The sequence below is a fragment of the Ornithinibacillus massiliensis genome, assembly GCF_018310345.1.
Classification (GTDB): Bacteria; Bacillota; Bacilli; order Bacillales; family Amphibacillaceae; genus Ornithinibacillus; species Ornithinibacillus massiliensis.
On record NZ_JAGXBY010000003.1, the window covers coordinates 423,421 to 441,345 of the forward strand.

18 protein-coding genes are annotated in these 17,925 nt (G+C 38.5%); 5 read left to right on the top strand and 13 right to left on the bottom strand.

Annotation, left to right across the window (positions count from 1 at the left end; all coding sequences use genetic code 11):
- Nucleotides 1–175: 175 nt before the first annotated feature.
- The 6 genes from KGF86_RS10740 to KGF86_RS10765 all read right to left on the bottom strand — a co-directional run bounded on the left by KGF86_RS10740 (nucleotide 176) and on the right by KGF86_RS10765 (nucleotide 4,254).
- Nucleotides 176–949 (bottom strand): ABC transporter permease, encoded by a 774-nt coding sequence (locus KGF86_RS10740; RefSeq protein WP_186869184.1) that lies wholly within the window; start codon nucleotides 947–949, stop codon nucleotides 176–178.
- Nucleotides 927–1,913: an ABC transporter ATP-binding protein gene (locus tag KGF86_RS10745; protein ID WP_186869183.1), complete on the bottom strand. Its 987-nt coding sequence runs from the start codon at nucleotides 1,911–1,913 to the stop codon at nucleotides 927–929. The genes KGF86_RS10740 and KGF86_RS10745 overlap by 23 nt, the downstream gene beginning before the upstream one ends.
- A gap of 328 nt (nucleotides 1,914–2,241) precedes the next feature.
- Nucleotides 2,242–2,520, bottom strand: a complete 279-nt coding sequence (locus KGF86_RS10750; RefSeq protein WP_186869182.1) for a DUF6958 family protein — start codon at nucleotides 2,518–2,520, stop codon at nucleotides 2,242–2,244.
- 2 nt (nucleotides 2,521–2,522) lie between these two features.
- Nucleotides 2,523–3,056 (bottom strand): DUF4269 domain-containing protein, encoded by a 534-nt coding sequence (locus KGF86_RS10755; protein ID WP_211741832.1) that lies wholly within the window; start codon nucleotides 3,054–3,056, stop codon nucleotides 2,523–2,525.
- A gap of 9 nt (nucleotides 3,057–3,065) precedes the next feature.
- Nucleotides 3,066–3,851: an MBL fold metallo-hydrolase gene (locus KGF86_RS10760; RefSeq protein WP_211741834.1), complete on the bottom strand. Its 786-nt coding sequence runs from the start codon at nucleotides 3,849–3,851 to the stop codon at nucleotides 3,066–3,068.
- Between the two features lie 250 nt (nucleotides 3,852–4,101).
- Complete coding sequence (locus KGF86_RS10765) at nucleotides 4,102–4,254, bottom strand: small acid-soluble spore protein P (RefSeq protein ID WP_186869179.1); 153 nt, start codon at nucleotides 4,252–4,254, stop codon at nucleotides 4,102–4,104.
- A 486-nt stretch (nucleotides 4,255–4,740) separates the two neighbouring features.
- On the opposite strand from KGF86_RS10765, the gene KGF86_RS10770 reads away from it, so the two are divergent.
- Nucleotides 4,741–5,286 carry a hypothetical protein gene (locus KGF86_RS10770; protein WP_211741836.1) on the top strand — a complete coding sequence of 182 codons (546 nt, stop codon included), beginning with the start codon at nucleotides 4,741–4,743 and terminating at the stop codon, nucleotides 5,284–5,286.
- Nucleotides 5,287–5,762: 476 nt separating this feature from the next.
- On the opposite strand, the gene KGF86_RS10775 is transcribed toward KGF86_RS10770, so the two are convergent.
- On the bottom strand, nucleotides 5,763–6,695 hold the full coding sequence (locus KGF86_RS10775) for a manganese-dependent inorganic pyrophosphatase (RefSeq protein WP_211741838.1): 933 nt from the start codon (nucleotides 6,693–6,695) through the stop codon (nucleotides 5,763–5,765).
- Between the two features lie 160 nt (nucleotides 6,696–6,855).
- Between KGF86_RS10775 and KGF86_RS10780 the strand changes: the two genes are divergently transcribed.
- Together KGF86_RS10780 and KGF86_RS10785 are read left to right on the top strand one after the other, a co-directional pair.
- Nucleotides 6,856–7,968, top strand: coding sequence for an NAD(P)/FAD-dependent oxidoreductase (locus KGF86_RS10780; RefSeq protein ID WP_211741840.1), 1,113 nt, complete (start codon nucleotides 6,856–6,858; stop codon nucleotides 7,966–7,968).
- 73 nt (nucleotides 7,969–8,041) lie between these two features.
- On the top strand, nucleotides 8,042–8,179 hold the full coding sequence (locus KGF86_RS10785; protein WP_186869175.1) for a hypothetical protein: 138 nt from the start codon (nucleotides 8,042–8,044) through the stop codon (nucleotides 8,177–8,179).
- Between the two features lie 35 nt (nucleotides 8,180–8,214).
- Here the strand turns inward: KGF86_RS10785 and KGF86_RS10790 are convergent, their stop codons facing one another.
- The gene (locus KGF86_RS10790; RefSeq protein ID WP_186869174.1) at nucleotides 8,215–9,885 is read right to left on the bottom strand and encodes a PAS domain S-box protein; all 1,671 of its coding nucleotides are present in this window, start codon (nucleotides 9,883–9,885) and stop codon (nucleotides 8,215–8,217) included.
- A gap of 443 nt (nucleotides 9,886–10,328) precedes the next feature.
- On the opposite strand from KGF86_RS10790, the gene KGF86_RS10795 reads away from it, so the two are divergent.
- Nucleotides 10,329–12,320 carry a bifunctional diguanylate cyclase/phosphodiesterase gene (locus KGF86_RS10795; protein WP_211741841.1) on the top strand — a complete coding sequence of 664 codons (1,992 nt, stop codon included), beginning with the start codon at nucleotides 10,329–10,331 and terminating at the stop codon, nucleotides 12,318–12,320.
- A 187-nt stretch (nucleotides 12,321–12,507) separates the two neighbouring features.
- Complete coding sequence (locus KGF86_RS10800) at nucleotides 12,508–13,713, top strand: putative glycoside hydrolase (protein WP_186869172.1); 1,206 nt, start codon at nucleotides 12,508–12,510, stop codon at nucleotides 13,711–13,713.
- A gap of 177 nt (nucleotides 13,714–13,890) precedes the next feature.
- On the opposite strand, the gene KGF86_RS10805 is transcribed toward KGF86_RS10800, so the two are convergent.
- From KGF86_RS10805 to xylF, 5 genes are all read right to left on the bottom strand, one after another.
- Nucleotides 13,891–14,775, bottom strand: a complete 885-nt coding sequence (locus KGF86_RS10805; RefSeq protein WP_211741842.1) for a DMT family transporter — start codon at nucleotides 14,773–14,775, stop codon at nucleotides 13,891–13,893.
- Nucleotides 14,776–14,833: 58 nt separating this feature from the next.
- Nucleotides 14,834–15,298, bottom strand: coding sequence for a DUF1385 domain-containing protein (locus tag KGF86_RS10810; protein ID WP_211741843.1), 465 nt, complete (start codon nucleotides 15,296–15,298; stop codon nucleotides 14,834–14,836).
- Nucleotides 15,299–15,304: 6 nt separating this feature from the next.
- The gene (locus KGF86_RS10815) at nucleotides 15,305–15,610 is read right to left on the bottom strand and encodes a hypothetical protein (protein ID WP_211741845.1); all 306 of its coding nucleotides are present in this window, start codon (nucleotides 15,608–15,610) and stop codon (nucleotides 15,305–15,307) included.
- A 167-nt stretch (nucleotides 15,611–15,777) separates the two neighbouring features.
- A complete protein-coding gene (locus KGF86_RS10820) occupies nucleotides 15,778–16,746 on the bottom strand; it encodes a quinone oxidoreductase family protein (protein WP_211741848.1) in 969 nt (322 codons plus the stop codon).
- Between the two features lie 86 nt (nucleotides 16,747–16,832).
- Nucleotides 16,833–17,909: a D-xylose ABC transporter substrate-binding protein gene (gene xylF, locus KGF86_RS10825; RefSeq protein ID WP_246521465.1), complete on the bottom strand. Its 1,077-nt coding sequence runs from the start codon at nucleotides 17,907–17,909 to the stop codon at nucleotides 16,833–16,835.
- Between the last annotated feature and the right edge of the window lie 16 nt (nucleotides 17,910–17,925).

Below are 17,925 nucleotides of genomic sequence, written 5' to 3' on the forward strand. Positions count from 1 at the left end.
GGAACTAAACATTATCTGAACAACATTAACTAGGTCAATATTACTATTTTGATGATATCTCATAGTTATTTTTATCTACATAAATTGTAGAGTGTGCATATGGAACTTAGACAATCTCTTACCTTTACAAAAATAAAAAATGGTATTAGCCCTCTACGCCAATACCATTTTCATTTTAATAATGGGCAAGCAATCCTTTTTTCATCGCAAACTTTTCACAACGTAGGAACATAAACAGGCCTAAACCAAAATAAAATACTGCGTTAAAGACAAGAATTAGAATATCTGCCATTTGAAACTGTGTAATGCTCATGTCATTAATCATAATAGCTCTTACCATATCAATCCCTTTAACAAATGGGAAAAAGGCTAAGAACGGCGCAACCGAAATTGATACAAAGGTAAGTGCAGCTAATATGAACTGGAGAATTTGTAAAAATGCTTGAATCTGCTTGAGAATCATCGTTAATCCTGCAATCATGAATCCAAGTCCAAACATACTAATCAAGGTTAAAAAGAATACTGGTAAAATGGAAAGTACATCAATATTTAGCCACTGCCCAGAGGTCAGCATACTTACATACAACAAACCGATTATCATGATGAAATTGACAATAGTAATGGAAATTAAACGCGACACCATGATTTTCCATATCCCCATTGGAGACATCCCTAATTGCTCCAGTGTTCCTTGTGTTGCCTCATTCGTAATTTGCCAGCCAATATCATTTACGACGAGCATCGCTAAAAACCAGAAAATATAGTTGACAATCACGTATTGTATATTGGCATCTTGTGTACTTGGGTCACCAATTAAGGTAATGCCAAAGAACATGCCTAGAAATATGACGTAAAATGTGACTAGAATCGCTATCGTGTTCGGTAGGTATCGTTTTAATAGAATATACTCTCTTTTGATATTCGCTTTAAGCACGTTCAGGAATCGCATGTTCTTCCTCCCCCTTTACAATCTTCAAAAACACTTGTTCAAAATTAATCGTCTTGCGATCAATCGTGTCTACTGGTATTTGTTCAAGCTTGAGGATATCAAATAATTCATACATTTCCTGGCTATTCGTTAAATCGACTTCCAAATTCGATTGATACGTATCAGGTGTGTAGACTAGCTGTGGGAATTTTTCTCGTAATAATCGATGTTGCTGTTCACTTAAATGGCCATCAAGCTTAATGGAATAGGCGCGTACCTCAAATAGCTTCATTAAATTATCCACGCGGTCATTTGTGACTACTTTTCCACTATTAATAATAATCGTGCGTTCACATAAATCTTGAATGACATCCATATCATGTGAGGTAATAATGATGGTTTTATGCTGTGTTCTGACAATCTCCCGTAGTATTTCACGAACCTCATATCCAGTCTCAATATCAAGACCAAGTGTTGGTTCATCTAATAAAATTACCTCACTACCAGCAAGCATTGCTACTGCAATCGCTAGCTTTTGTTGCATGCCTCGCGACAGGCGGTTTACCATTTCATTTTCTTTATCTTTTAAACGGAATTGCTCCAACAGCTCATTAATCCTACCGGCCACCGATTTGCGTGACTTCCCGCGATTACCTGCAAAATATTCTAGATTTTCTCTTACTGTTAGCCGCCAATACAAGTTACGATTCCCTTCTAGAACAGCACTAATATGCTCCCGTGCACGAAGCCGCTTCTTCTGATTATCAATACCATTAATGGTAATCATGCCACCATCTGGGATAACTAATCCACAGATCATTTTAATGGTCGTCGTTTTCCCTGCACCATTTGGTCCAAGTAATCCAACAATTTCTCCTCGATTTACAGTAAACGAAATATCATCTACTGCTGTGATCATCTCTTTTGTCTTCCGCTTCTTGTAGGACTTTCTCAGATTTTTCACTTCTACAATAGCTTTCGTCATTTCTTCCATCCTTTCTACATAAGCTCAAGTTAATTTCTACTTTTATTTTAACGGACCCCATTCACCCCTCACCACGGCCCATGGTTCGAAACCAATTCAGACTTAAGACGGAGAAGGAATAATATTCCATGGGAAAAGATGCTTATATAATGGAAAGGCTGTTCTGTCATGGGCAATTTCTTGAATGAAGAGATAAATTCTAGGGGTAATGCAAGTTGCGTAGGGATTCGAGGGATTTCTGGCATAAAAATACTTCCGTACCAATGGAGAGAATTTGTGGTGTTAATATGAAGACTACTAGGGAGGTGCTCTCTCTAGTAGTCTTGTTTCATCTAGCTATCCGAATATACTGCTGTCTATCCTTTGCAAACCTTTCAATCAATCCCCGTGCCTCTAAATCAAGCTTGACTGCTGTTACATACCAAGTAACCGAGCCCTCCCATTTATCACGAAGTTTTTCATTGATGACATTGGCAAGCTCTTTAAAAGCTATCTCTTCATAATCTGTAATGGTTTCAAGCATGACTTCCTTCATCACATCATATTTCGCTTTTACAATATGACTACCTTTCTTACCTTCTGGATGCAATAACTGAATTCTTTCCATTTCTATCCTCCGAATATCGCTTTACCATAGACGAGTAAATCCTTATATGGATCATTTCCTTGAATTCCTAGTACCTGACAAAATGCGGGCTCTGTTTTTACACCCTGTTGCTTTAACTGGATTACCTGTTCTTTTATTTGTGGGTATTCTTCGAGTAGCTTGTGTTCGATTACCATATGTCTATAGGCATTTTGTTTATCTGTAGGAACAGCTTGGCCAAATAATTCAAAATCAAATCCGAAGTAGTGAAAATTAGCCTTAATTACGCGCTCGCCTCTTATCTCCGTTTCTTTCCACCTAAAGTCTTTCTTATCTTGATAAAGAGATATTATTTTTTTAGTAAAGCCTTGATAATCATGGACTTCCATAATGATATCTAAATCGGACTGTTCAACATCAATTCCTAACGGCAGTGTTCCACAAAGGACAGGATGATACGGAGCCAAATCCTGTAGTACATTCAATTTCCGAATGGCATCATATGCCTTTTGTTGTCTCTTTGAACCAGCTTTTAATACTTTTAACGAATCAAACATTGCTCCCTCCTAAAACTGAATGCTAATCGATTTAAATGTATGTGTTCCGGTGCCATGTCTTACTACATCTTTGCGCCGAAGCTCATACACTGCATCCTGTGCCTCAAACAAAATACTCGGGTCTAGTCCTAATGTATTATGTGAGCCAAATACGCGTTGGACTTGTAAGTATGAAATACGCTCTAGCGAATCAAGTAATGCTACTGGATCTGTTGTTGGATAAAACGCATATATCGGTGTATCGGTATAGAGTAGGTCACCTGTAAATAAATATTCCCGGTCATTATCGAGTACACAAATATGTCCAGGTGAATGGCCTGGTGTATGGAAAATAGACAATAAGCGATCACCTAAATCAATCAAATCACCATCGGAAAGCAGAGCGGTTGGTTTCCCTGTAAATGGTGTATATGTATTTGGATTAAATTCTGGCGGTGTATCTACCGTAATATCACGCCCGATATCTTTACGAATCTGCTCAATAGATAATCCTTTAATTCCATTTATCAACCAGTCCTCTTCTGCATGATGAACTAATAACGTATCATATCGTCCATGGCCACCAATATGGTCTGCATGTACATGGGTTGTAATGACCACAATAGGTAGATCGGTCAACTGATCGGTAATTCGCTTTATATTATCAATCCCGAGCCCAGTATCAATTAAGGCAGCCTTTTCCGTTCCAATTAACAGGAAGGAGTGTACCTTCTCCCAGTGACCATATTCACTTATCGCAAATGTCTTCGGGTCTATTTCCTCAACCGTAAACCATCTATCCTTTATTCTCGACATTGTAATCCCCCTCGAAACAAACTATATCATTAATAATAGGCCATCTAATAGACATTATCAATGATTCTTCAGGACATTCGTTCGCCATTTTCTTCCCTTACCTATTAGCTCTATCTATCCATGAGGACCCTTCTCTATTATCTAAGTGGTCTCCTCATCTATTACGTGTTCCGAGTAATTCGCTAGCTTACTCTTACTGTGCTACTTTTTCGCACTAAAAAAGACAGCCTCCTGACTGCCTTTTTGGTCTTTATAAACCATGGTGTGGATTATTATTTTGACGCGAATGGTTTCGATTTTTCACCTTTTTCGATCCGTCTAATCCTTCGCCATATGGCATTTCTGGTGCTTTTGGTAGGTTGGGTTGTTCTTGTTGTTTCGGCCCTTTAGGTCTTGAACTCATGCTCTTCCTCCTTTCCAACTATAGCGTTAGTTTTGGGAGCGGGGAAGATTTTATGCATATAGAAAAGGTAGTAGTCATCACGAGGATGAACTACTACCCTTCAAGTAGAAAAAGGCTTTTTAAATAGACTACTTACATTAGCTTACGGAGCTAATACAGATACAATCGCAATTAACAAGATGATTGGCGTAAAGATTAGGAACCAAAAGAATAGTAATAATAATGCTGCAATCATTAACTAACACCTCCTAAAGCCTTTTAGTGAGGCCTCACATTAATAAGTTATGTCCGGTGATAGCTTTAGATTGGACGAAATAACCTCTCTATTAAAAAATGGTTATTTTCAGTAGGATTTATAACCTACTAACGCTATTTCTAGTAGGCAAGCATATATTTTTTCATACAAAATAGACTCACGCACTTACCGAGTGTTAAAGAACTGCGTACCTTTGTAATGTAGGAAAAGAAATAAAGGTGGTGATTAATTTGAAAACTATATCCTTTAAGCGTACTGCGGCTGGAAAATACCGTGAATTCAAACGAAATCGGTATTACCAATCCTCCACTACTGTTTCTAATGAAACTCCAAACTATTCCAACACCCCTCCAAATCTCAATAATCAAGAAGCCAATCCACCGTCACTTGCTCTTCTTGAGCGATTAAAGCATGAATGGCAAAGCAATAATCTCAATACGCAATGGTTGGAAGGATTACAAGCATTATTCCACGCTCTGCAGTCTGAGGAAGGAAAGAAATATAGGAAAGTACTAGTAGATGGTGTAGGTAAAGTAGCGAAAAAAATCCCTTATGAAAAGGTGGTGAACATGATGGCAAAGGATCAAAATCTAAGTGAGTTGCTAAAGAATTTAGGAGGAAATGGAAATGCTTCTGACTTATTATCCAATATGATGAATGATCCAGAAATGAGAAAAGCTGCGATGGATATGATGCAGGAAATGCTTAGTGACGAAAAGAAAATGGAGGAAATGACGGATTTAATGAGCAAAGTCTTAAAATCCAATAAAGAATAAATGCTTGTCGCCTATTTTATCTACCAATTTTAGTAGAAATAGTGAAAACATACGAACAACTTCTACCTCCTTTCATAAACTGCAACTAGAGAAAGGAGGTAGAATGATGTTACAAGATGTAAAATGTCAATTAAAACAACTAGTGAAAGGCGCTCAAAGCCGTATCGACGCACTTCGCTGCAAAATCTCTTCTTCGTTAAATAAACGCTAACGACTTGCTATTAACCACTAACCGTTTGCCATATCTCTCCTTTTTACCATACAGGCTTTGGGCGCATGCTCAAAGCTTTTTATTTCTTTCAGGTAGATAGTTTTCTATCGTGACTTGTTGGGGATTATATTAAAGTTCCCATTAGAATAAGAATCCTCTTACAATCAGAGGGAATTCCACTAAATTTACTTTACATAACGTTAGGAGAACAATGAAAAACACACTGTAAAGAGTACAGTGTGTTTATTCTACCTTCATCTTCCAATTACTTCGTAAAAACATCCGTTAGCGCTGTTACGATCTGTTTCTTACGCGATACAACACCTTTTAATAGTGCACGGTTATTTGAGTCAAGTTCTACTTGGAAAGCTTCTGCTACTTTTTCAATATTCCCACCACGTGCTAGAACTTCTGAATCATTGTTTAGGATATCGGTAACCACCAATAGGAAAAGATCTAATCCTTTTTCGTTCACTGCTTTATCCATTACAGCTTCTAATTCCGCTTGCAGCTCATAGACTTTGCTTGCATCTACCGTGTTAACTTGCGCGATTTCTACTTTTGCATCGCCCATAGCAAATTCTTTTGCATCCATCGTAATAAGCTCCTCTGGTGACTTATCACTTAGGTCAGCACCTGCTTGTAGCATGTCTAATCCATACTGTTCAAGCTCAACACCAGCAATCTTCGCTAGCTCATGCGCTGCATCCACATCCTCCTGGGTGCAGGTTGGGGATTTTAATAAAAGGGAATCAGAGACAATGGCAGATAGTAATAAACCAGCAATTTCCTTCGTTACCTCTACGCCATTTTCTTTGTACATTTTATTTAGAATTGTTGCCGTACAACCAACTGGCTCCGCACGGAAGTATAATGGTTCTTTCGTTTCGAAATTGGATACACGGTGATGATCAATCACTTCGACAATACGTACATCGTTAATATTGCTAACACTTTGTTGGAATTCATTATGATCGACTAAAATGACATCCTTCACATCAGCAGGTACAGCTTCAATTAACTGAGGTGCCTCTACGTTAAAGAAATCTAGTGCATATTGTGTCTCCTTGTTCACTTCACCAAGTCGCGCAGCTTCCGCATTCACACCTAATTTATTCTTTAAATTCGCATATGCAACAGCTGAGCAGATTGTATCTGTGTCTGGGTTCTTATGACCAAAAACTAGCGTCTTTTCCATCTTCATTCTCCTTTATATGTATCACTTTTATAGCAAATTTTCCTATGTACAAGATTATCATAAATTTTGGTTGGATTGAATTTTTTTACATACGAAGTTTTACATTTCCTCTCAGAATTCTTATAGTAATAATAGATTACTTATAAAGAAGGTTTTAAAAGTGAAACGTTATATTATTGTAGGAGCAGGAATATTGGGCGCTACTACTGCTTATCAGCTTGCCAAACGTGGCCATGAGGTTGTTATTGTTGATCGACACGGAATTGGCCAGGCAACAGAAGCAGCTGCTGGTATTATTTGCCCATGGTTATCACAGAGAAGAAATGAAGCCTGGTATCACCTTGCTAAAAATGGGGCGAGGATTTACCCGGAATTAGTAGCAGAATTACAACAGGATGGCATAAAGGAAACAGGATATGCCAAGGTTGGGGCACTTAGCTTACATAAGGAAGAAAAAAAGCTACTTGCCATGCAGGAAAGGGCTATCAAACGTCGCGAAGACGCACCAGAGATTGGTGACGTGACCTTATTATCGCCGGCTGAAGTAAAGGAGATCATCCCACTAGTTGATGAGGATTATGCTGCTGTACATGTTAGCGGTGCAGCTAAAGTGGATGGGAAAGCTTTTCGACAAGCATTACTCGATGCGGCACAAAAACATGGGGGAACGCTAATCGCAGGCAAGGCAACATTGTATCAAAAGGATCGCCATGTCTATGGTGTTTATGTAGGGAATGAATACTATGAAGCAGACCAAGTGATAGCCACTTGTGGTGCCTGGATGAATGACTTTCTCGCTCCGTTAGGTATTAACTTTCAATTTAGCGGACAAAAAGGACAGATTCTCCATCTGGCAGTTCCAGGAGTAGAAAGCATGGACTGGCCCGTGATTATGCCACCTACCAATCAATCGATTGTACCATTTCAACATCATATAGTTGTTGGGGCTACGCATGAGAATGACCAAGGCTTTGATCAGCGTGTCACCAGTGGTGGTGTACATGATATATTATCGAAAGCGTTAGAGGTCCTTCCAGCGCTTCATAATAGTACACTTCTAGAAGCACGTGTCGGATTCCGTCCGTTCACACCGGATTTTCTTCCTGTCATCGGTCCAATACCCAATACAGAAGGCATTCTCATCGCCAATGGATTAGGCTCATCTGGATTAACTACTGGTCCTTATTTGGGTATTCAACTTGCTAAACTGGCAATGGGTGAGGCTTTAGACATTTCTTTATCGGATTATGATGTAGCAGTAGCAATTGACTAATTTTATTTACTTTTCGTAATAGATTTGCTAGGATTTAATCGAGATAGGTCCGACCATATAAAGGGTGATTCAGTTGAAAAATCATAAAGGGAAGTTAGCCGTTTTCTTCATTATTATTTTTACGCTACTAGCTGCTGGTGTCGGTTACTTGTTACTAGATATTTATACACCAGATGAAAACAGTCATGCTGTTGAAATACGTATAAGCTAAAAACCGTGTCGTGGGTGTCCCCATGATACGGTCTTTTACATTTTAATCGCATATTGATTGCCACCGGCATTCTTTGCCTCATATAATGCTTGGTCAGCATTTTTAAATAGGGTTTCATAAGTATTTTCCTTATCTACGGCTAACAAGGAGATTCCAATACTAGCTGTCGTCACAAACTGCGCATCGTCAATTTTCCAGGGAGCTTTTACTACATCGATAATATCCTCCGCAATATGAATCGCATCAGCCTTCTTTTCTAGTGATTGTACGAGTAGGACAAATTCATCTCCACCAAGCCTTGCTAGTGTATCATGACGGCGAATCTTCTTCCCTACTCGGTAAGCAAATTCTGCAATGGCTTTATCGCCAATATCATGGCCAAAGGTATCATTAATTTCCTTGAACCGATCTAAGTCCATAATGATAACAGCAAACATCTCTCCTGTATTCTCGTACGAATCCAGTGCCTGCTTTAATTGCATGGTGAAATAGCGACGATTAGGGAGTCCGGTTAATGGGTCATGGTAGGCGAAATACTTTAGTTTTTCTTCGTAGCTTTTTCGTAATGAAATATCTCTGGACAAGACGACCATTTGTTTAAATTGGTTATGCTCATCATAGACCGGAGAGCCCTTTAGCTCAGACCATATCCAGCCTAGCTTTTTGTGCTTTTGTCTAAATTGAGCTTCCCACGGTTTGCCGCTTGCCTTTGATTGTTCAAACGATGCCAGTAAATGGGCAATATCATCTGGGTGAACATTATAATAGAATTCTTTCCCAATGTAATCCTCTTGATCGAATTGCAGTACATCCTGATAGGATGGAGATACATAGGTAATATTCCCTTCCCGATCGAGCATCGTAATGAGATCACCAGAGTATTCTGCAATGATTTCAAACTTATTTTCGCTTTCAGTATACTTATTTTGCATACTAATCTGTTCGGACATATCCTTACAGATGGCATAGATGCCAACTGTTTTATCATTGATGATAATAGGTGTTAGCTTTAATATCATGTCAATTTGTTTCCCGGATTTACTACACATCCGGATATTAAATTCTTCTAAAATACCATTGATTGCGATTTCAAAATACGTTTGGGCAGTGCGCACATCTTCTGAAAGGATGAGATCCGTGTAATGCATCCCTTTCAAATTTTCCTGCGCGTATCCAGTGATGAACTCCAGTGAGCGATTAACATTCACAATGATTCCATTTTCATCTGTCGCAATCACACCATCTAAATTATAATCAAACAACGATTGATAGCGTTGTTTGCCCTCTACAAGCAATTCTGTAGCCTTCTTGGCTGTCTTTTCTGCAAGTCTTCGCTCGGTAATATCTTTCACAACTGCGACAATATGTGTACATGTATTATTCTCGTCAAATAGTGGAGTCAACACATTTTCACCATATCGAACTTCACCGATAGGCGATGGAAAAAGGTCTTCATACACAACAACGCTTTTCGTATCGAGTACTTCCTGATATTTCTGATAGAGAAAATCTGCTTTTTGTTGGTTTAATACTTGATGAAAGGTTTTCCCAATAATATCCTCCTTCAAGCCAGCAAACTTTTCTACTGCTTGATTAATAAAGTGATAGATAAACCTTCTGTCATCCGTTACTTCCATAATATAAACCATATCCTGTATGCCTTTTAATAAAACATTATTTAGCAATTGTTCTTTTTGAATTAACATTGGACCCCACACTTATATTCTGATATTTTGCAAACATTTCGGCTATTTAATCAACAAATATAGTTAAAAAATACTAGATATATCCTAGGAAAACAATAGGACTTTTTACCCAATAATGTGTATTTGTTAACTATTCATGCTACAATATCATTTCCAATAGATGGTTATTTCCAATCGTATAAACTACCAATTGTTGTAATATTATGTCATTTTCACCCACTTCATCTTACATCCTCTCCCATGCCGTTTCCACACCCAAAAAAGCTGATAATTCAAGATATATCAACGTAATCATCCTTAAATCAATATACTTATTTTCGACCTATCCAAGTAAGTGAAGTCCACTATATTCTATAAAAATAATAATTTTCCAATTTTTAATAAGTGTGATAAACTCAAATTATTAAGTAGCGATTTCGACAAAACTTGACAGGTGAAAATAGATGACAAAACTAAGTTTAAAAAGGATTCCAATCATTTTATGGGTATTTGGAGCTATTGCTTTAGCAGCATCTATCTATGCAGAAATAAGTGCCACAATTGAATCAGAAGGCATTTTTCTGACTATCATTATCATCATGATAGCTGTATTTTCCTATTATGGTGGGTTATATGGTGGTATTGTTTACTTCATGCTTTTTAGTGGGACAACGCTTGTTACGGGTTTATTATCCACTCCGAAGGACCTATCTGTTCACAATCAACTACCTATTGTCATTGGCTTCATTATTTCCTTATCAATTGGAACACTTGGATGGAAAATCAGAACGAATGAGGCGCAGCTTAAAAAGCTCTTCGAGAATAATGACATGACATTTTGGACTTGGGATTTAGAAACGGAGGAGTATACCTTTTCTGAAGGCTATGCCAAAATATATGGGGTAACAAGTGAGTCAATTAAGGAGAATCCATATTATTGGTTAGATGTTGTCCATCCAGACGATAAACATATACTGATTGAGGCACATAAACAACAAAAAGCCGGAAAAAAAACAACGATTACCTATCGCTTTTTCCATAGTAGTGGGGAAATTAGATGGTTACGGGATTCGGCAACACCACACATAGAAAAGAATGGTTTGGTGACCCGTATTGATGGTGTTGTATTTGATATTACCAACCAAAAACAAGCGGAACAAAAGATGGATCATCTCATTCACTATGATTCCTTAACAGGCTTAACGAATCGGATTTGGTTTAAAAGCTATCTCGATACAGCATTACTTACATCCAATAAATATGGTCGCCAGGTTGCCGTGATGTTCATTGATTTTGATAACTTCAAGCGTGTGAATGATACACTTGGACATAGTGCTGGGGATCAATTATTAATCCAAATTGCCGATCGGTTAACAGGAATTCTTCGTGACAGTGATATTGTGTCGAGGCAAAGTGGAGATGAATTCCTAGTACTAGCAGAGAATCGGGATATCGTAGAAATCGAATCGTTAGCTAAAGATATCCTCATAAAAATGAATGAACCCTATTCCATTCATGGGACAGAGATAATTTCAACACCGAGTATTGGTATAAGCATTAATCTTGATTTTGAGGACGATGCAGAAGCATTAATTAAAAAAGCTGACTTTGCCATGTACCTTGCAAAAGAAAACGGCAAGAACAATTATCAGTTCTACAATGATGAACTAAATAAAAAAATGAAGCGCAAGATGATTCTAGAAACCTATCTACATAAAGCAATTGAAAAAAATGAATTAACCGTCCACTACCAGCCACAATTTAACCTTACATCGTTTAAAATAGTTGGTGCAGAAGCGCTCCTTCGCTGGGAATGTCCAATGGGTAAAATACCACCCGATGAATTTATCCCTATCGCAGAAGAAACGGGTCTTATTATGCCAATTGGTGAATGGGTGCTAAGACAGGCTTGTCGTGACATTAAGCGATTTAAGACCAATGGGCTGGAGAGTTTTCCAATATCCGTCAATATTTCAACTAGACAGCTTATGGCACCAAACTTTATTGAACGCGTTCAGACGATTATTGCGGAAGAAGGCGTGGAGCCGAAGCTATTAACATTAGAAATAACGGAAAGCGCGTTCCTGTATTATGAAGATGCGAAGGATAATATTTTGGCATTACGTAATCTAGGTGTCGGTGTATCCTTAGATGACTTTGGAATCGGTTACTCTTCCTTAAGTATGATTCGTAAAATAGAAATTGATGAATTAAAGATTGACCGATCCTTCTTAAATGATTCAATCAAAAATAATCGGGTCCGCTCCTTATTAGAAGCGATTATCCAAATCGGCAAGAAAATTGATACAAAAGTAATAGTGGAAGGTATTGAAACAAAGGAACAAATTGATATTTTGACCGTACATGGTGTATTCGGCCAAGGATATTTTTATAGTCGACCATTGCCAGTTGATGAATTTGAGGTTTGGTATACAAGTAGGGAGACTCATTTTTAATCCCTTGAATAACTCGAATTAATGTAATCCAATTTGCATTAATCCGGGTTTTTTTTGTTTTTTCAAACACGATATATTTTTCCCCACCTAAGGCATTATCATGTACATGAAAAAACACACGTAATTGCTAATTAATAACTCGAATCAAACGACAGAAAAGTACACAACGTAATCGTATAAGGAGGGGATGAAGCTGACTAAGAAATTAATATCTATCGTATTTTTCATGATGCTAATGGCATTCACAACGGAGCAAAGTGCTTCACCTGGGACCATGTTAAGTCTAGGTAACAGCCATATTCTGAAGCATGCCACCATCGGGTCTACTGAGAGCGATTCTATGGAGGATAGCACAAAGGAAGTTCCATCATCAGAACATGCAACAAACCATTTCGTGAAACAAAAGCCCGAGAAGGTTGATGTCAGGGGAATTTATTTGAATCGTACTTCCATCAAAGAAGAAAACGTGCAAAAGTATATCGACTTAATTAAAAGTACCAATCTTAATGCGGCAGTAATTGATGTAAAAGATGATTATGGCAAAATCACCTACGATTCCAATGTTGATCTTGTCAATCAAATTGGTGCTGATAGCAACCCGGCAACTAATGACCTCGAAAAACTTGTACAACGGTTTAAGGATGCTGGCATCTATACCATCGCCCGAATCGTAGTATTCAAAGACCCCTATTTAGCCGCCCAAAAACAAGATTATGCTATTAAACGAAAGGATGGCACTGTATGGCAGGATCCATCTGGTATAAAGTGGATTGACCCCTATAAGGAAGAAGTATGGAACTATATGACCTCTATTGCAAAAGAAGTAAGTGAAAGTGGATTTGATGAGATCCAATATGATTATATCCGCTTCCCAGAACGGGCAAAACAGGTTGACCAGGAAGTAACCTATGATAATCCAACAGGCTTATCGAAAGCGGAAAATATTCTCGCCTTCCTAAAGCATTCTAAACAACAATTAAAACAACACCCATCCTACGTCTCAGCTGATGTATTTGGCTTAGTAACGACGGCTTCCGATGACATGGGCATAGGACAGGTTTGGGAAAATATTTCACCACATGTCGATTATATCTCACCAATGACATATCCTTCCCATTATGCCCCCGGTTCATACGGAGTAGCCAATCCAGACCGAGCTCCATATGACATCATGGCTCAAGCAATGAAGGATGCCAAAAGCCGGAATGCAAAATTAAAGGAACAAGGTAAAACAATCGCCACTATTCGTCCTTGGATACAGGACTTTGACTATCTCAGCACCTACACCGCTGCCGATGTCCAAAAACAAATCAAGGCATTAGAAGATCAAGGCATCACACAATATTTAATTTGGAATGCCGGTAATGTTTATACGGTAGAAGCATTTAAATAATAAACAAACCGCTGAAGCGCTTCAGCGGTGTACATAGATGAAATCCTGAAAGAAGGTGCCCAAATCCTGAAGTGCACCTCCAAATCCTGAAACAACTGCCTCAAATCCTGAAAGACCCCTGTTAAATCCTGAAGAATATGTAAACTCGGGTATTCTACTGGTCATCGGGGCGAATTGTTACTTGTTTGGACTGCTTTTTCTTCGTTTAAATCGAATTTCGCTTAAGAAAGTGGAGCCTAAGATGAGTATTCCTCCTATTATCTGTACTAATGTCATACTTTCACTTAAAAAGATTGCCGCCATTAACACAGCAGATATTGGATCAATATAACTCATCACCGCTATCGTTTGTGCTTTTAACCTTTTGATGGCAGAAAAATATAACAAATACGCTATTCCTGTATGGACAATCCCAAATACTGCAATTAATAGAATGGATCGCCAATTAAGTCCACCATAGCTCATTTCCTCCGTCATCCAAACATAAGGAAACATGACAAGGCTTGCCATGCCAAGCTGCAAAATGGTCGTCTCCAGATCCGATAAATTCCGAATAAACTTATTAATGACAATCACACTCGCATATAATCCCGCTGCGACTAGCCCGTAGCCAATCCCAACTAGATGATTGTAGTCGTCCCCCGTTAACCCTCCAGGCTGTACGACCAGGAATAAGCCAATAAAGGCTATCCCCATACTGATAGCTTTCACCACAGTCCATTTTTCTTTGAATAATATTGGAGCTAAAACCATGACAAAAATCGGTGCGAAATAATAGCTCAAAGTAGCATTCGATATAGTAGTATACTGATATGCTTCAAATAAAAAAATCCAGTTAAAGCCCATTACAGCACCAGATAATAAAAGTAAAATTAAATTTCTCTTAGAAATTCGAAAATGAACCTTTTGCTTAATAAAGAAGCTCGCAGCAATGAGAAACAGACTACCAATCACACCACGAAATAACGCTATTTCACTTGATGAAAGCTCAATATTTTTCACAAATAACCCTAAACTCCCGAAGATAAGCATTACGACGATAAATGTTGCTTTTGCCCCCATATGTTCTCCCCCTACTTCCCAATGCATAAGTTTAATTGTTGCATTATCTTATCATCCACTATCCATTGTCTATTTCGCTTTGCCTTTTTTTCATTCTTTTGAAAGCAAGGATGGCTACTTTAAGATGTTCTTTATTAGGTTTAGAAGTAAATATAGCATATTGCAAACCAAAACCAACTAAATAAATTGGTTTCACTAATTGCTTGATATACGTATTCTCCATAATAAAGAGCTCATACCCTATCGACCATGAAAGACATAGCTTCAGAAAAAAATGAAACTCCTGAACTCCCGGAATCAGGCTTAACACGAAAAAGCAGACTAGTGCAAAGGTAAAGAGGTTTGTACCACAATCGGTATGAATCCTAGATTGCTTCCTCACATTCTCAAAGGTTAGGTTCAAGCCTTGCATAGCACAGTTTGATACCATGTGCTCCGCAGCATGATATTTTGCTATTACCGTAAAGCGAAATAACAAGACAGCCCCAACAATGAGGATAGAAATAAATACATACGCCCACACTTCAATTCATTGTACCCACTCATTTAACCATACGTTATCAATCCATTCTAAAGCTATAATCATGATGGTAACAACGATAACGATTACCTTCCATTTAAAAATACCTTCTAAATAATTCCACCATCCACGCACAAATGGGATCCGTAAAAGCACAGTATCCAAATCAAACCCATCAATATCTACATAGTCATATTCTTCATGGTCTACATCGTCTACTACTACAATTTTATTATTTTCCTTTGTAGCCTTTACTACAACCGTATCAGAATGAAAACAAACTCCATTAATAAGAGCCTCTCCCCCATGTTCCATAAAACACCTCGAAATACTTTACTTTTATCTCTTTTACCGTATTAATTAACATTATCATATATCGTATGAGCCATGGGAAAATTAGCATTGCTTTATTTCTTTTACTAAAAATCTTCACACAAATACCTTCACCCCTAAATTTCCGAAGTGAAGGTATTTTGTTTTCTTTAAATGGTTAATAGTATTTTTCCTGTATGCTGTCTTTGCTCAATTAGACGATGTGCTTCTGCGACTTCATGTAACGGAAATTCCGCTCCGATGACAATATCTAAATCCCCTCTGGACAGGAACGGAATGACGTGTTCTGCCGCTTCCTTTAATAGCTGAGGTCTCTTCTTCCGAGTATTACCTAGACTAAAGCCTAATACAGACCGGCAACTATTATGAAGCTCATTCGTCTTAAAATTACCGACTTCACCGCTTGAGTTACCGAAGTGCACGAGCCGTCCGTATTCTTTAAGGCAGCTCATACTTGCTTCAGACACTTTTCCAGACATGGAATCAAGAATGATGTCCACCCCAATTCCATCGGTCAATTCCAGTATGTTATCCGAAAAATCATCATATGTGAAAACATGATCTGCCCCTGCCTCATATGCAACACGAAACTTTTCCCTGCTACCAACTGTTCCGAATACGTGACTAGCTCCTAACAGCTTGGCCATTTGTACGGCTGTCGTACCGACTCCACCTGCAGCCGAATGAACAAGAACCGTCTCCCCCGCCTCAATTCTTCCAACATCTTTTATCAGCTTATAGCTTAAGAACGCTACAATCGGACTTGCTGCCGCTACATCCAAACTAATTTCATCAGGGATAGGAAAGGTTAATTGCTCACTAGCAACAGCATATTCCGCATAAGAGCCCGTCTTCGGAAACGCAATCACCCGTTGTCCTACCGTTAAATCTGTAACCCCTTCGCCTAGCTGGTCAATTGTCCCAACTAAATCAAGACCTAAAATAATTGGAAAATTCCCTTTCGCCTTTTTACCGGTGCGCTTTTTTATATCCGCATAGTTGACACTAGTCTTTTCCACTTTGATTAACACTTCCTGATGGCCTGGTTTCGGTGTTGGAACTTCTTTGTATTGTAGTACCTCTGGTCCACCAAATTGTTCGATTACGACTGCTTTCATCTCACATCCCCCTTACTTTCCTTATCAGGTTCATTATAGCAAAATTGGATAGATGTGGTTATTTGTAAAAAGCTCTATTGAAATAGCTACTCTTGATAAACCTCTTCTTTTGCATGGAAGCCATCTTGAATAACGGTGTCATCAATATTATCGCGATTGACCTCGATTGGTGAAAGTAAGACCGAGGGCACTTCGATTTTCCCATTATTAATTTTACTATCTGTTTCAATGGTTTCCCCGTTGGCAAGCGCAACAGCAAGCTCTGCTGCCTTCTTGGCAAGCTTCTGGATAGGCTTATAAACTGTCATCGTTTGTGTACCCTCTACAATTCGTTGAATCGCAGCTAAATCGGCATCTTGACCTGCAACTGGAATAGTGCCAGCTAGTCCTCTTTCCTCTAATGCTCTAATAGCACCACCTGCTGTTCCATCATTAGCAGCAATTACAGCATCAATTTGATTATCATTTGCCTCTAACGCAGCGAGCATATTTTGATAGGCATTCTCTGGTGTCCAATTTTCCGTCCATTGGTCATACACCACTTGAATATCGCCACGATCGATAGAAGGCTTCAATACGTTAAACACGCCTTTTTTTAATAGAATCGCATTATTATCCGTAACAGATCCACCAATATAAACATACTTTCCTTTAGGTACGAGATTCGTAATTGCCTCTGCTTGAAGCTCACCTACCATTTCATTATCAAAGGAAACATATAAATCAACATTGGCGTTCTTGATAATGCGGTCATAGGAGATAACCTTAATACCAGCAGAATGGGCCTTCTCCACAATGGCGGCCGCTGTTTCAGTATAATAAGGAACAACCACCAGTAAATCCGTACCATTACTAATCATTGTTTCAATTTGCGAAAGTTGAACCGCTGCATTTTCATTAGCTATCATAATCTCTACTTCTACACCCAATGCCTCTAGCTCTTCTTTAAACAATTCCCTATCTTTCAGCCACCGCTCCTCTTCCAAGGTATCCATTGAAAAACCAATTTTTATGCGCTCCTTCGCTGTTGAATCTTCATTCTGTTCTATTAAGGGACTTTCCTTTTCCTTTAGCGCTACTGGCTCCTTCTCACAAGCGAAGAGAAAAATAAGGAGTACAGCTGCTAAACTGCGAATAATTAGATGAACGATATGATTTCTCAAAGCTTTAGCCCCCTTT